Genomic DNA, 14,542 nt, shown 5'->3' with positions numbered 1-14,542 from the left:
GCGGGTGGCCCCGCCGGAAACCGCGACCAGTATGCCAGTCCGAGCGTGCGCACCCGACGGGGGAGACTGTCACCGTACGCGGCGGTGTGCTAGCGTCCGCGGCGTCGGCGATCCCGCCGGTCCGTGCCGGAGTCCCCCACGTCCGGCACGTGGCCGAGGGGTCCGGCGTCCCGTTCCGCGGGGCGCCGTGCCGCGCGCCTCGACAACAACATGTTCGACAACCAGACGCTTTCGACCACCTTGGGAGGGGACACCATGGGTACTTTCAGGCCGGCCCGCTCGGCACTCGCTTCGGCCATCTTCGCCGCACTCGTCACCGGCTACACGCTGCCCACGGCCGCGCAGCAGGCTTCGCCGGCACAGCAGGAAGAGGAGGCGGTCACGCTCGACCGCATCGTCGTCACCGCGCAGAAGCGCGAGGAGGCCCTGCAGGACGTGCCGATGATCGTCACCGCCCTGTCCGAGCAGGTGCTGCAGGACACCGGCGTGCGCGACATCAAGGACGTGCAGGTGCTGGTGCCCGGCCTGACCGTCACCAGCACCCAGAGCGAGGCGCTGACCACCGCCCGTATCCGCGGCATCGGCACGGTGGGTGACAACGCCGGCCTGGAGTCGTCGGTGGGCATCGTGATTGACGGCGTGTACCGGCCGCGCAATGGCGTGGGCTTCGGCGATCTCGGCGAGATCGAGCGGATCGAGGTGCTGAAGGGGCCGCAGGGCACCCTGTTCGGCAAGAACACCTCGGCCGGCGTGATCAACGTCATCACCCGCAGGCCGCACTACATCACGAGCGTGGAAGGCGAGGTCACGGTCGGCAACTATGGTGCGCTCGGGGTCGCCGGTTCGTTCAACTCGCCGATCGGCGATCGCGCGGCCTTCCGCATCTACGGCGCCAAGCGCGAGCGCGACGGCTTCATGGACGTCAACACCGGCGCCGGGCCGCGCACCGAGGACGAGGACTACGACCAGAATTTCCACACCGTCCGCGGCCAACTGCTGTTGGAGCCCACCGACAAGCTCGACATCAACCTCAGTGCCGACTTCACCAGCCGCGAGGAGAACTGCTGCACCGGCGTGACCATCGTCCGCGGCCCCACCGCCGCGATCATTGACGCGCTCACCCCGCTGCCGGGCGACACCGGCGTGGCGCCGGTGGCCGATCCGTTCGCGCGCCGGGCCTGGAGCAACCGCAGCACCGAGCAGGACATCAAGGACAAGGGCGTCACCCTGCAGGCGGACTGGGAGAGCCCCTGGTTCGGCGGCGCGACCTTCACCTCGGTCACCGGCGTGCGCGACTGGCAGTCCATCAACGGGCTGGATTTCGATTTCAGCACCGCCGACCTGCTGTTCCGGAATCCGCATCCGGATGATTCCTTCACCGGCTTCGAGACCTTCAGCCAGGAGTTCCGTCTGGCCGGATCCACCGACAGGGTGGACTGGCTGGTCGGCCTGTTCTATTCGGACGAGGAGCTCACCCGGAACGAGGCCTACCGCATCGGCGCCGCCTACGAGCCGTACATGTCCGTCGCGGTGCTCTCGCGCATCAATCCGGCCCTCGGCGCCTCGCCCACGGCGCCACTGTTCTACTCGCAAGCCTCCGGCCGGCCGTTCGGCACCGTCTTTGCCGGCCACGGGGCGAACGACCGCTACACGCAGGATGCACGCAGCTTCGCGCTGTTCACCAACAACACCTGGCACGTCACCGACGCGTTCGACTTGACCTTCGGCCTGCGCTACACGCGCGAGGACAAGGAACTCGACTCGATCTACGACAATCCGAACGGCAGCCCCGGTTGTGCCGCGATGCTGGCCAACCCGGCCCAGGTGGTGGCGGCCCTGGTCGCACGTGGCCTGACCGTGGCGCAGGCCTCGGCCGCCGCTCCGCAGGTGGTGGCGTTCGGCTGTCTGCCGTGGACCAACCGGTTGCACGACAACCGCGTGACTCACCAGGAGCGCGAGGAGAGCGAGTGGTCGGGCACCTTCAAGGCCGCCTACCGCTGGAACCAGAACGTGATGGGCTATTTCTCGGCCGCGCGCGGCTACAAGGCCGGCGGCTTCAACCTCGATCGCGTGCAGTCGTCCAACGGCTTGTCCAGCGGTACTGCCGGCATCCTGCCGGTCAACGACACCTCGTTCCCGGCCGAGTTCGTGGACAGCTTCGAACTGGGCGTCAAGACCACCTGGATGGGCGGCAACCTGCTGTTCAACGCCGCGCTCTTCCACCAGACCTACGACGACTTCCAGCTCAACAGCTTCCTCGGCACCAGCTTCGTGGTGCGCTCGATCCCGGAGGTCGTCTCGCGCGGCCTGGACACCGAGGTCATGTACCAGAACGGCGGGCTGTCGCTGCAGGGCGGCCTGACCTACGCCGACACCAAGTACGGCAACGATCCGTTGCCCGACCCGGACCTCGCGCTGCTGCCTGGCAACCGCGCGAGCTTCGCGCCGAAGTGGTCGGCCACCGCCGCGGTCGGTTATGACTGGGACATCGGCAACCTGGCCGCACGCTTCCATCTCGGCGCCAAGTACATGTCCGACTACAACACCGGCTCGGACCTGGATCCGCCGAAGGAGCAGGATGCCTACACGGTGGCCAATGCCCGCTTCGCGATCGGCGCGCAGAACAAGCGCTGGAACCTGGAGCTCTGGGTACAGAACCTGACCGATGCCGAGTACTACCAGGTCGCCTTCGACGCGCCGCTGCAGACCGGCTCGTGGAACGCGTTCCTCGGTGCCCCGCGCACCTACGGCATGACCTTCCGCGTGACCTACTGACGTTGCATCCGCCATCCCGGCACCGACGGCCCGCCTCGGCGGGCCGTCGCTTTTCCGGGCGACGGCGGCTGACGACGGAGTGCGGGCGACAACGGCTTCGGTTTCCGCTACAACACCTCACCGCCCGGGAGGCCGACCATGCCCGTCCCCACCGACGATTCGCTCCGCGAGCTTGCCCTGACGCTCGGCGCCCGGCTGCGCGAGGCGCGACAGATGCTGGTCACCGCCGAGAGCTGCACCGGCGGCTGGATCGCCAAGACCGTCACCGACATCGCCGGCAGCTCGGAATGGTTCGACTGCGGCATGGTCGCCTACAGCTACGAGGCCAAGCAGGCGCTGCTCGGCGTGCGCCCGGAAACCCTCGAGCACTTCGGCGCGGTCAGCCGCGAGACGGTGGTCGAGATGGTGTCGGGAGCGCTGGTGCATTCCGGCGCCAGCGTCGCCGTCGCCGTGACCGGCATCGCCGGGCCGGGCGGCGGGACCGCGGAGAAGCCGGTCGGCATGGTCTGGATCGCGTGGAAGCGGCGCGGCGGCTATCCGAAGGCCGAACTATTCCGTTTCGGCGGCGACCGCGATGCGGTGCGGCGGCAGACCGTCGAGGCGGCGCTGCGGGGCCTGGGGTCGGTGCTGGACTGAAGCGGGGCGCCGTCGCCCGGCGCCGGGGTGGGGTGCTTGCGGCGGCACCGCGTTAGTAGTATTACTACTAACACCATGAACCTCAGCCCCACCCAGCAGGCCATCCTGGACCTGATCGCCGAGCGCATCGAGGCCGAGGGGGTGCCGCCCTCGCAGGCCGAGATCGCGCGCGCGCTCGGCTTCAGCAGCGTGCGCGCCGCCCAGTACCACCTGGAGGCGCTGGAGGCCGCCGGCGCGATCGAACGCCTGCCGGGCCGGGCCCGCGGCATCCGCCTGCTGCGGGCGCCGGAGCCGCCGCAGGCGTCGCTGCCGCTGCCACCGGCGGCGCCGGACGACGACGCCCTGCGCGTGCCCATCCTCGGCCGCGTCGCCGCCGGCGTTCCGATCGGCGCCGACATCGGCGGCGAGGACTATGTCCTGCTCGACCGCGTGTTCTTCTCGCCGGCGCCCGACTACCTGCTGCGGGTGCAGGGCGACTCGATGCGCGACGAGGGCATCTTCGACGGCGACCTGATCGGCGTGCACCGCACCCGCGAGGCGCGCTCGGGGCAGATCGTGGTCGCGCGCCTGGACGACGAGATCACGGTCAAGCTGCTCAGGATCGGCAAGGACGGTATCCGCCTGTTGCCGCGCAACCCCGACTACGCCCCGATCGAGGTGCGCCCGGGCCAGGACTTCGCCATCGAAGGCCTGTACTGCGGCCTGGTGAGGCCCAACCGGTGAGGGGCGGCGCGTCGGCCATCGCCCATGGCGCGGCGGGCCGCGGGCCTGGCCGATGCCTGCCGCCTATGCGCACTCGCCACCGGAGTTTCCCCACACCCCGGTGCGGCCTGCGGCGATCCCCCTCCCCGGTCGCGCCGCCCGATGCTGGTCCCATCCTTCCCGTCTCAGCCTGCGCGACCGCGGTCGCCTAGGGTTGCCCCAACGCCACCATCCCATCCCGAGGAACCACCATGGACGAGAACAAGAAGCGCGCCCTCTCCGCCGCCCTGGGCCAGATCGAGAAGCAGTTCGGCAAGGGCGCGGTCATGCGCATGGGCGACCGCAGCGTCGAGGCCGCCGAGGTCATCGGCACCGGCTCGCTGATGCTCGACATCGCCCTCGGCATCGGCGGCCTGCCCAAGGGGCGCGTGGTCGAGATCTACGGCCCCGAGTCCTCGGGCAAGACCACGCTGACCCTCCAGGCCATCGCCGAATGCCAGAAGGCCGGCGGCACCTGCGCCTTCATCGACGCCGAGCACGCGCTCGACCCGATCTACGCGCAGAAGCTCGGCGTCAACATCGACGACCTGTTGGTGTCCCAGCCCGACACCGGCGAGCAGGCGCTGGAGATCGCCGACATGCTGGTGCGCTCGGGAGCGGTGGACCTGGTCGTGGTGGACTCGGTCGCCGCGCTCACGCCCAAGGCCGAGATCGAGGGCGAGATGGGCGACCAGCTCCCCGGCCTGCAGGCGCGCCTGATGAGCCAGGCGCTGCGCAAGCTCACCGCCAACATCAAGCGCAGCAACTGCCTGGTCATCTTCATCAACCAGCTGCGCATGAAGATCGGCGTGATGATGCCGGGCCAGAGCCCGGAAACCACCACCGGCGGCAATGCGCTCAAGTTCTACGCCTCGGTGCGCCTGGACATCCGCCGCATCGGCTCGGTCAAGAAGGGCGACGAGATCATCGGCAACGAGACCCGGATCAAGGTGGTCAAGAACAAGCTCGCGCCCCCGTTCAAGCAGGTGGTCACCGAGATCCTCTACGGCGAGGGCATCTCGCGCGAGGGCGAGCTGATCGAGATGGGCGTGAACGCCAAGCTGGTCGAGAAGTCGGGTGCCTGGTACAGCTACGACGGCGAGCGCATCGGCCAGGGCAAGGAGAACGCCCGCCAGTTCCTGAAGGAGAACCCCGCCATCGCCGCCAAACTGGAGGCCGCCCTGCGCGAGAAGTTCGTGCCGCAGGACGCCCCGCGCGAGGAGAGCGAGGGCGCCGACGCCTGATCCTGGGCCCTCCCCCGCCGTCTCATGGGATGGCGCGGCGGGGGAGGGTCAGGGCACCTGCCGACACGCATGACCGACTCGTCCGGGTCACCCCCCTCGCGCCGCAGCCGACGACGGCCGGAACCGACGCCCACCCAGCGCGCCCTCGGCCTGCTGGTCCGCCGGGAGCACTCGCGCCGGGAGCTGACCCGCAAGCTTACCCAGCGCGGTGTCGCCGCGGAGGCGGCCGAGGCGGCGGTCGAGCGGCTGCGCGAGGCCGGCTGGCAGGACGACGCCCGCTTTGCCGAATCCCTGGTCCGCAGCCGCGCCGCCGCCGGCTACGGGCCCCGCCACCTGCGGGCCGAACTGGCCCAGCACGGCCTGTCCCGCGAGGCCATCCACGCCGCACTCGAGGCCTTCGACGGCGACTGGCAGGCGCTGGCCTGCGATCTCGTCCGTCGCCGCTTCGGCGCGCTGGTGCCGCACGACCACACGGCCCGACGGCGCGCCGCCGACCTCCTCATCCGGCGCGGTTTCGACGCCGAACACGTCCGCGCCGCCACCCGGTTCGACCCCGAGGACGTGGACTGAGCCTGTCTCGGCGTGCGGCCCATGACGCCGACGCCGACAAGCCGGGCATGGCCTGTTAACCTGTTCGGATTGGGTTGCCTGCTCCAGCCCGCGCCCGCATGTTGCGGGGACGCGGGCGCCGCCGCGCCCGCCCGCTTTCCTGCCAGCATGCTCATGCCCGCCATCCGCACCAGCAACCAGATCCGCGCCGATTTCCTGGAGTTCTTCCGCGCCCGCGGCCATGCCGTCGTGCCCTCGAGCCCGCTCGTGCCCGGCAACGACCCGACCCTGCTGTTCACCAACGCCGGCATGGTCCAGTTCAAGGACGTGTTCCTCGGCGCCGAGAAGCGCAGCTACACCCGCGCCGTCTCCAGCCAGCGCTGCGTGCGCGCCGGCGGCAAGCACAACGACCTCGACCAGGTCGGCTACACCGCCCGCCACCACACCTTTTTCGAAATGCTGGGCAACTTCAGCTTCGGCGACTACTTCAAGAAGGAAGCGATCACCTGGGCCTGGGAACTGCTGACCGAGGTCTGGAAGCTGCCGCCCGAGCGCCTGCTCGTCACCATCTACCACACCGACGACGAGGCCTACGACATCTGGCACGAGGTCGTCGGCCTGCCGCCCGAGCGCATCATCCGCATCGGCGACAACAAGGGCGCCCCGTTCGCCTCCGACAACTTCTGGCAGATGGCCGACACCGGCCCCTGCGGCCCGTGCACCGAGATCTTCTACGACCACGGCCCGGAGATCCCGGGCGGCCCGCCGGGCTCGCCAGACGAGGACGGCGACCGCTTCATCGAGATCTGGAACAACGTGTTCATGCAGTTCGACCGCCAGCCCGACGGCACCCTGGTGCCGCTGCCGGCGCCGTGCGTGGACACCGGCATGGGCCTGGAGCGCATCTCGGCAGTGCTGCAGCACGTGCACAGCAACTACGAGATTGACCTGTTCCAGCACCTGATCAAGGCCGCGGCCGCCATCACCGGCACGCAGGACCTGGAGCACAAGTCGCTGCGGGTCATCGCCGACCACATCCGCGCCTGCAGCTTCCTGATCGTGGACGGCGTGCTGCCGTCGAACGAAGGCCGCGGCTACGTCCTGCGCCGGATCATCCGCCGCGCCATCCGCCACATCTGGAAGCTCGGCGCGCTGCAGGCCGACGGCGCCTTCTGGCGCATGGTCGCCCCGCTGTGCGAAGTGATGGGCGAGGCGTACCCCGAGCTGCCGCAGAAGCGCGAACTGGTCGAGCGCGCGCTCAAGGCCGAGGAGGCCGCGTTCGCGCAGACCCTCGATGCCGGCATGCAGCGCCTGGAGGGCTACCTGAAGCAGGGCAACGGCACGCTCGACGGCGAGCAGCTGTTCCAGCTCCATGACACCTACGGCTGCCCGCCCGACCTGATCGCCGACATCCTGCGCGAGAAGGGCGGCGAGCTGCCGCCGCAGGCGATGGCCGACTACGAGCGGCTGATGGAGCAGCAGCGCGAACGCGCGCGCGCCGCCGGCAAGTTCGGCACCGGCACGGTGCTGCCGGCGGAGCTGGTCGCCCAGCTCGCGCCCACCGAGTTCGTCGGCTACGAGCATCTGGATGCCGGCGGCCTGCAGGTCGTGGCGCTGCTCAAGGACGGCAAGCCGGTGCAGGAGATCCGCGCCGGCGACGAGGCCATCGTGCTCCTCGACTGCACCCCGTTCTACGCCGAGAGCGGCGGCCAGGTCGGCGACACCGGCCGGCTCGCCGAGCAGGGCGTGATGTTCGAAGTGCGTGATACCCAGAAGCTCGCCGGTCAGTTCCACGGCCACGTCGGCGTGCTCACCGCCGGCACCCTGCGCGTGGGCGACCACGTCGTCGGCGCGGTGGACCACGCCCGCCGCGCCGCCATCGTGCTCAACCACAGCGCCACCCACCTGCTGCACGCCGCCCTGCGTGGCGTGCTCGGCAGCCACGTGATCCAGAAGGGCTCGCTGGTCGCACCCGACCGCCTGCGTTTCGACTTCTCCCACTTCCAGCCGGTCACCGCGCAGGAACTGGCCGAGATCGAGCGCCGGGTCAACGCCGAGATCCGCGCCAACCACCAGGCCGAGGTGCGCCACATGGGCATGCAGGAGGCGCTCGACTTCGGCGCCATGGCCCTGTTTGGCGAGAAGTACGGCGAGCGCGTGCGCGTGCTGCGCATGGGCGAGACCTCCACTGAACTGTGCGGCGGCACCCATGTGCGCCGCACCGGCGACATCGGCCTGTTCAAGATCGTGTCCGAGGGCGGCGTGTCCGCCGGCGTGCGCCGCATCGAGGCGCTGACCGGACAGGCCGCGCTCGACCACGTGGCCGAGGAGGAGCGGCGCCTGGCCGAGGCCGCCCGCCTGCTCGGCGCCAGCCCGGCCGATGTGGCCGAGAAGCTGCGTTCGCTCCTGGAGCGGCAGAGGAAGCTCGAGCGCGAACTCGAGTCCCTCAAGGCCAGGGCCGCCTCCGGTGCCACCGCCGACCTGGCCGGCCAGGCGGTGGCGGTGGACGGGGTACGGGTCCTGGCGGCAAGGTTGGAGGGCTTCGACGCCAAGGCGCTGCGCGAGGCGGTGGACCGCCTCAAGCAGCAGCTCGGCGACGCCGTGATCCTCCTGGCCGGCACGGCCGGGGACGGCAAGGCGGCGCTGGTGGCCGGGGTGAACGGAGCCGCGCTGGCCAGGGTCAAGGCCGGGGAACTGCTGGCGCACGTGGCCAGTCGCATCAACGGCAAGGGCGGCGGCCGGCCCGATTTGGCGCAGGGCGGGGGCGAAGACGGCCCGGCCCTGCCGGAAGCCCTGGCGGCGGTGCCCGCCTGGGTGGCCGAGAAGCTGAAAACGTGACTTTTCTCTGTTGTTGGGCCCCTGCGTTCCCAGTAGGATGCCGGTTTAACTTTGTGCACGCAGGGACGTGCACCCGCTCCCCGGGCTTCGGCCGTCAGCGGGCATCTTGCCGGTGGAGTGGGCCGCCGGTGAAAGGAGAGGACACATGCTGATCCTGACCCGCCGTGTAGGCGAAACCCTGATGATCGGTGACACCGTGACCGTCACCGTGCTCGGGGTCAAAGGCAACCAGGTGCGCATCGGCATCACCGCGCCGAAGGACGTTGCCGTGCATCGAGAGGAGATCTACCAGCGCATCCAGCGCGGCGAGGAGCCGGCTGGCGGCGGCAACGGCAAGGAAGGTTTGCCGCGCGGCGGCTGACTCTTGTATCCTTGGCGGCTCGCGTCGCAGGACAACGCCGCCAAGGAGAGTTGCCCGAGAGGCCGAAGGGGCTCCCCTGCTAAGGGAGTATACGGCCAAAAGCCGTATCGAGGGTTCGAATCCCTCACTCTCCGCCACCTGCTTGCCCGCGACGTTGACCAGGGCACCGCTTCACCCGCATAATTCCGCTTCTGCAACGCGCCCGTAGCTCAGTTGGATAGAGCACCAGGCTACGAACTTGGTGGTCGGGAGTTCGAATCTCTCCGGGCGCGCCATTACACCGAAAAGCCGGCAAGCGATTGCCGGCTTTTCCGTTTCCGGCGCGCGCGGTCCCTTCGAATGCCGCATGCCGGCGGGATCCGCCGTTGACGTGACCGCGATGGCCGTTCCATCCTGGCTCTGCCCCCAGGGACAGGAACGCGACGTGAAGGAAGACGTGCTGCCGCTGTATTCGCGCGGCGATTACCACGTGGTGATGCTTCGCCGCGAACTGCCCGGCGACGCTGCCGGCTGGATGCAGCGCTACGCCGTGGTCACCAGTGCGGGCCTTCACCTGCGTGAGGAAACCAGTTTCGACGACGCCCGCGCCTGGGTGGATCGCCACCTGCACGAGCAGACGCGGTCCGCGCGTCCGGCTGCACGATCGGGGTGCCGCCGGCGCCGCTGATGCGCTCTCCGCCTGCAGCAACCGCAGTCTGATTGACTCTGCCGGCGCCCAGCGCTACGGTCGCCCGCGTTCAAGGGATTGCAACAAGGAGCGTGAGGCCATGTACGGTCTCCAGACCAGGATCGGCGTTGTCCTCGCGCTGTGCCTGCTCGCCGGATTCGGCGGTCTGTATCTCTCGGGCTATTTCACGCTGGCCCTGCTCGGACTCGACATCCCGCTCGAGTGGAACACCTACTGGCGCTACGTCCACGCCCTGGGGCTGCCCCAGGTCCAGCCTTTCGCCTGGAAGATCAAACTCGCCGGCGCGCTCGGCCTCGGGGTGCCGCTGCTCTCCCTGCTGCCGCTCGCCGTGATCCTGCTGCGGCCGGGCACCAGTGACTTCCACGGTGGGGCCCGCTTCGCCACTCTCGGCGAAGTAAAGAAGGCGGGGCTGGCCGAACCGACGCCGCAAAGCGTCATCGTCGGCAGGTTCAAGGGGCGCCATCTGTCGCTGGGCGGCACCCAGCACATCCTCATGACGGCACCCACCCGGACCGGGAAAACCACCAGCATCGTCATCCCCGCGCTGCTGACCTACCAGGGGTCCGTCGTGGTCGCGGATACCAAGGGGGAGCTGTTCCAGCACACCAGCGGCAGGCGCCAGGCGATGGGGCAGGCGGTCTACCGGTTCGACCCCTACAACGAACGCGGCCAGACCCACCGGTTCAACCCGTTCCAGGCGCTGTCCGGGGACCCTCGGGTCAGGATCAGCCAAGTCCAATCCATCGCCGCCATCCTCTATCCGGACGACCAGACCCGGGATCCGTTCTGGAGCTCGATGGCCAGGAAGGCCTTCGCGGCCTTCGCGCTGTACCTGTTCGACAGCTGGGACGACATGCAGGCGTGCGGCCTGCCGAACCTCACTGCCGAAGGGTTCGAGGATCGCGCGATGGACCCCAACACCCACATCCACTTCCCGAGCTTCGAGCGCATCTATCGCCTGTCCACCGGTGCAGGCGTCGAGGGTGGCGTCAGGCACTGGATGCAGGAGGTCGTCGCGGGCAGGAACCACCCTTTCGTCCGCCATGAGGCGCGCACCTACTTCTCGGATCTCGTCGGGCTCGCCGAGGAGACATTCTCCAGCGTCCTGGCGACGATGCAGGAGCCCCTGGCGCAGTTCCTCAGCCCGATCCTGGCAGCCGCGACCAACGCCAGCGACTTCGACGTGCGCGACCTGCGCCGCAGGCCGATGTCCGTCTACGTGGTGGTCCCGCCCTCCAAGCTGGGCGAATCGGGCAAGCTGCTGAACATCTTCTTCAGCACCGCGCTCAACGCCAATCTCGACAAGACCCCGGAGGAGGACAGGACGATCCGGCAGCAGATGCTGCTGGTGATGGACGAGTTCACTGCGATGGGGCCGCTGCACGCCTTCGCCGACCGGATCTCGCTGATTGCAGGCTACTGGATCCGCGCGCTGGTCATCGTCCAGAGCCAGTCGCAACTGCGCTCGGTGTACGGGCCGGACGTGGCCAAGACCCTGGTCACCAACCACGCGATGAGCATCGTGTTCACCCCACGCGAGCAGGAAGACGCCGAGGAATACAGCCGCATGCTGGGCACCATGACCGTGCGCCGGCGCAACCGCACCGTCAGCCGCGGCCCGGGCAGCTCGAGCGTGTCCTACGCCTACAGCGAGGAAAGCCGCCCCCTGATGCGGCCGCAGGAGCTCAAGGAGCTGTCCATGGACGAGGCGATCATCTTCTACGAGGGCTGCAAGCCGATCCGCTGCAGGAAGAACTGGTATTTCAAGAGCAACCACTTCAAGCGGATGGTCCTGGACCCGGTGCCGGCCCCGGCCCTGGCAACGCCGCGGAAGAGGTCCGCGCAACCGTACCGTTAGGGCTGGGAAGAACGAACCATGAAAACGACGGATGAGGGCGGCAGGATGCATCAGAGAGCATGCCTGGCCATTCTGCTGGTCACAGCATTGGTTGCTTGCAGGCCATCTGCGCAGGCCGGTACGCAACCGGCGCCAGCAATGGCGCCCGCTTCTTCAGGTGTCCATGCCGAGATGGGGTCGGGAGGGCGGCAGCAAGCGCGCCGTGAAGAAGGTAAAAAAAAGAGGGCCGGTAGGAATGACCAGGGAATACTGCAGCTGCCAGTGGGAGAAACAGAAGATCTGAGTGCATTTGCCACGGGTGGAGAAAAAATCATTGCATCCGCAACAGGGGACCTGAATGGCGATGGAAGGGTGGATGCGCTCGTGGTGCTCGATTCGCTGGGCAATCATGGCAGGGAGCGTGGCAAGGATGCCCCACGCACGATATTGCTGCTGATCCGCGGGGCTGATGGGCAGCTGCAGAAGGTGGCGCAGAACGACAGGATCGTGCCATGTGCTGCATGCGGGGGGGTGCTCGGCGATCCTTTCGGGTTCATCCGCATCAGCAAGAACGGCTTCATTGTGGTGATCGAGGGTGGTTCGCGCCAGAGGTGGTCGAGCCAGTACGAGTTTGAGCATGTTTCGAACTTGAACGATTGGCATCTCCGCAAGGTGGAGCGTGATGCCTACGACACCATCACGGCGGCGGGCATATCGAGGACATTCACGCCGGAAGATTTCGGTCAGGTTGCTTTTTCCGACTTTGATCCCTCGACCATCCCGGAAGTCGTGCTTCCTTGAATCGGCTTGAGGAGCGGTTTCCATGGTGACAGACAGGGAAGTGCAGTTGCTGCAGGTGGCCTATGGCGCGGGGATCACTGCGCCGAAGGAGCTGGCGAATTTCATGGCGCAGGTCAGCGCGGAGTCCGGTGGATTGAAGCGGCTGAAGGAGGGGTTCCGATACACGTTGGGCCCTGGCGCCGTGTCAAGGGAAGTGAAATCCGCCCTCAGAGAAGGTTCGGAGTCTTTGAATGCGGCGTGGCAGGAAGCCATGGATGGAAAGCCGGAGAAGCTGGCGGAACTCATGTACGGTGGCCGGATGGGCAACACCAAGCCCGGCGATGGCTACAAATATCATGGTCGCGGCTACATTCAGTTGACCGGCAAGGATCAGTATCGTGCCGCGGGCGAAGCGCTCGGTTTGGACTTGATCAATAAGCCTGAACTCGCAGCTGAGTCGGAGAATGCTGTCAGGATTGCGATCTGGTTCTGGCAACGAAATGTGCAAGCGATTGCGCCAGAGGATGTCAGGGAGGCCGGTTCGATCATCAACACCGGACAAAGGGGAAGGACTCCAAATGGTCTAAGACATCGCGAGGCAGAGTTTGCAAGATGGAGCCGCTTACTGACGCCGGACGTTCTGGGAAAATTGTCGCGAGGTGAGGCCGCGCTGCACGTTACCATTGCGCACGGTCTGGATGCCGATCCAACCATCGAGCAGCTTCAGAGGAATCTCAACGCCCTCGGCATCACCGACGCCCAAGGCCGGGCGCTGGTGGTCGACGGCATCCGCGGCGGTCCGGGCAGCCGCACCAACCAGGCGATCGCTGCGTTCCGGATGCGTGCCGGCCTCCCCGGTGAACCGCGCGGTGAGCCGAGCCCGGACGCGCTGCTGGCCGCGACCGAGGCTGCCCTGGATGCTCGCGAGCCTCTGCGGCGCTTCCAGCGCGCGTTGGAAGAGTTCGACCGGCGCTTCGCTGCCGGCGCACCGGGGCATGCGCAAGCGCGCGCGCCGCGCATGGTCAACGGCATGCCTGACTATCTTCTGCCGGGCAGGGGCGCGCCGAATCCGGCAGTTGCCAGGCCAACGGTGGCAGGGCCGGTGCCTGCCCGCCCGCCGGTGCCGTCGCCAGCGGCCGGCGCTGCGGCCTTCGCCGCCCCGCCCCCCGCCCGCACTCTGCAGGCCGGCGACCGTGGCCCGGCCGTGCGTGCGCTGCAGGCGCATCTGCATATCCTCGATGCGCGCGATGCCGAGGGCCGGCCCCTGCAGGCCGACGGTGTGTTCGGCGGCCGCACGCGTGAGGCGGTGGAGAACTTCCAGCTCTGGTGCGGGCGCGCGGTCACCGGCATCGCCGATCCGGGCACGCTGCAGGCGCTGCAAGAACACGCCCGCTTCGCCATGCGGCGGCAGGCGCAGGGGCTTGCCCTTGGCGACCACCTGGCCGAGCGTCTCGCGCCGGCATCACCCGATTCGGCCGACGCAGCCGCCGATTCCCCGCTCCGGGGACGCGACCCGGATCCCATCGCCTTCAGTCATCCCGACCACCCGCAACACGCGCTCTACGCCGACCTGAGGCAGCGCTTCCAGGCCAAGGGCCACGCCCTGTCCGAGGAGCAGCTGTCGCTGCTGACAGCGCGGCTGCATGCCGCCGGCTACGCGCCGGGTTGGTCGGGCGATGTTGCGGTCCATCAGGGATGGGCCACGGCTGGCGCATTCCAGCTCGGCCACCCGCCGGTGAGCGTGAACTTGTCGGCGCCCGCAGTTGCGGCGCCGGAGACGATGCAGGCGTTCGAGGTCGAGCAGCGCGAGATGGCCCGGCGAGCGGACCTGTTGCACCAGCACCAGGACACGGGCTCCGCACACGCGCTGACGCGGTGAGGCCAGTGCGTCACTCGTGAAATACGTGCGGCCAGCCGCCGACATCTCTTCGATCCGTTGGTGCTGCTGTACAGGATTTGCGGAGAATGGCTGGTGGTTCTTGCGTCGTGCACGCCGTGCCGGGTGAAGCGTCGCCATCGGTGTCAGAAAATTCCTACAAATTTTCGGCTGTTTTTCTGTTGGCAACCGCATCGCGCTTGGGTACTGTATGCGC

At 68.3% G+C, this 14,542-nt stretch carries 11 protein-coding genes and 2 tRNA genes; all 13 read left to right on the top strand.

All coding sequences use genetic code 11. The features are described 5' to 3' along the window. Window positions 1-210: 210 nt before the first annotated feature. The 13 genes from FPV26_RS00545 to FPV26_RS00485 all read left to right on the top strand — a co-directional run bounded on the left by FPV26_RS00545 (window position 211) and on the right by FPV26_RS00485 (window position 14,328). Window positions 211-2,775 carry a TonB-dependent receptor gene (locus tag FPV26_RS00545; RefSeq protein WP_147651420.1) on the top strand — a complete coding sequence of 855 codons (2,565 nt, stop codon included), beginning with the start codon at window positions 211-213 and terminating at the stop codon, window positions 2,773-2,775. Between the two features lie 138 nt (window positions 2,776-2,913). Then, window positions 2,914-3,411 carry a CinA family protein gene (locus FPV26_RS00540; protein ID WP_147651418.1) on the top strand — a complete coding sequence of 166 codons (498 nt, stop codon included), beginning with the start codon at window positions 2,914-2,916 and terminating at the stop codon, window positions 3,409-3,411. A 75-nt stretch (window positions 3,412-3,486) separates the two neighbouring features. After that, window positions 3,487-4,134: a transcriptional repressor LexA gene (lexA, locus tag FPV26_RS00535; protein ID WP_147651416.1), complete on the top strand. Its 648-nt coding sequence runs from the start codon at window positions 3,487-3,489 to the stop codon at window positions 4,132-4,134. A gap of 230 nt (window positions 4,135-4,364) precedes the next feature. Continuing rightward, window positions 4,365-5,396 carry a recombinase RecA gene (gene recA, locus FPV26_RS00530; protein ID WP_147651414.1) on the top strand — a complete coding sequence of 344 codons (1,032 nt, stop codon included), beginning with the start codon at window positions 4,365-4,367 and terminating at the stop codon, window positions 5,394-5,396. Between the two features lie 69 nt (window positions 5,397-5,465). Further along, complete coding sequence (gene recX, locus FPV26_RS00525) at window positions 5,466-5,966, top strand: recombination regulator RecX (protein WP_147651412.1); 501 nt, start codon at window positions 5,466-5,468, stop codon at window positions 5,964-5,966. Between the two features lie 147 nt (window positions 5,967-6,113). Then, window positions 6,114-8,783, top strand: coding sequence for an alanine--tRNA ligase (alaS, locus tag FPV26_RS00520; protein ID WP_147651410.1), 2,670 nt, complete (start codon window positions 6,114-6,116; stop codon window positions 8,781-8,783). 145 nt (window positions 8,784-8,928) lie between these two features. After that, window positions 8,929-9,144 (top strand): carbon storage regulator CsrA, encoded by a 216-nt coding sequence (gene csrA / locus FPV26_RS00515; RefSeq protein WP_147651408.1) that lies wholly within the window; start codon window positions 8,929-8,931, stop codon window positions 9,142-9,144. 44 nt (window positions 9,145-9,188) lie between these two features. Next, window positions 9,189-9,281 (top strand) — tRNA-Ser (locus FPV26_RS00510). A 61-nt stretch (window positions 9,282-9,342) separates the two neighbouring features. Then, window positions 9,343-9,419, top strand: a tRNA-Arg gene (locus FPV26_RS00505). Further along, window positions 9,383-9,811: a hypothetical protein gene (locus tag FPV26_RS00500; RefSeq protein ID WP_147651406.1), complete on the top strand. Its 429-nt coding sequence runs from the start codon at window positions 9,383-9,385 to the stop codon at window positions 9,809-9,811. Before FPV26_RS00505 ends, FPV26_RS00500 begins: the two co-directional genes overlap by 37 nt. A 100-nt stretch (window positions 9,812-9,911) precedes the next feature. Continuing rightward, entirely contained in the window at window positions 9,912-11,690 is a 1,779-nt protein-coding gene (locus FPV26_RS00495; protein WP_147651404.1) for a type IV secretory system conjugative DNA transfer family protein, read from the top strand. An 18-nt stretch (window positions 11,691-11,708) separates the two neighbouring features. Beyond that, window positions 11,709-12,470, top strand: a complete 762-nt coding sequence (locus tag FPV26_RS00490; RefSeq protein ID WP_147651402.1) for a hypothetical protein — start codon at window positions 11,709-11,711, stop codon at window positions 12,468-12,470. A 22-nt stretch (window positions 12,471-12,492) separates the two neighbouring features. Further along, window positions 12,493-14,328: a peptidoglycan-binding protein gene (locus tag FPV26_RS00485; RefSeq protein ID WP_147651400.1), complete on the top strand. Its 1,836-nt coding sequence runs from the start codon at window positions 12,493-12,495 to the stop codon at window positions 14,326-14,328. Window positions 14,329-14,542: the final 214 nt, after the last annotated feature.

The sequence above is a fragment of the Vulcaniibacterium gelatinicum genome (assembly GCF_008033445.1).
In the GTDB taxonomy this organism is placed as follows: domain Bacteria; phylum Pseudomonadota; class Gammaproteobacteria; order Xanthomonadales; family Xanthomonadaceae; genus Vulcaniibacterium_B; species Vulcaniibacterium_B gelatinicum.
Note: the sequence above shows the minus strand (reverse complement) of the source record. Positions and strands in the feature narration are given on the sequence as shown.

Coding starts and splice junctions, on each gene's coding strand:
- recA (WP_147651414.1), top strand. CDS start 4,365: ATGGACGAGAACAAGAAGCGCGCCCTCTCCGCCGCCCTGGGCCAGATC.
- lexA (WP_147651416.1), top strand. CDS start 3,487: ATGAACCTCAGCCCCACCCAGCAGGCCATCCTGGACCTGATCGCCGAG.
- recX (WP_147651412.1), top strand. CDS start 5,466: ATGACCGACTCGTCCGGGTCACCCCCCTCGCGCCGCAGCCGACGACGG.
- FPV26_RS00485 (WP_147651400.1), top strand. CDS start 12,493: ATGGTGACAGACAGGGAAGTGCAGTTGCTGCAGGTGGCCTATGGCGCG.
- csrA (WP_147651408.1), top strand. CDS start 8,929: ATGCTGATCCTGACCCGCCGTGTAGGCGAAACCCTGATGATCGGTGAC.
- FPV26_RS00490 (WP_147651402.1), top strand. CDS start 11,709: ATGAAAACGACGGATGAGGGCGGCAGGATGCATCAGAGAGCATGCCTG.
- FPV26_RS00495 (WP_147651404.1), top strand. CDS start 9,912: ATGTACGGTCTCCAGACCAGGATCGGCGTTGTCCTCGCGCTGTGCCTG.
- FPV26_RS00545 (WP_147651420.1), top strand. CDS start 211: ATGTTCGACAACCAGACGCTTTCGACCACCTTGGGAGGGGACACCATG.
- alaS (WP_147651410.1), top strand. CDS start 6,114: ATGCTCATGCCCGCCATCCGCACCAGCAACCAGATCCGCGCCGATTTC.
- FPV26_RS00540 (WP_147651418.1), top strand. CDS start 2,914: ATGCCCGTCCCCACCGACGATTCGCTCCGCGAGCTTGCCCTGACGCTC.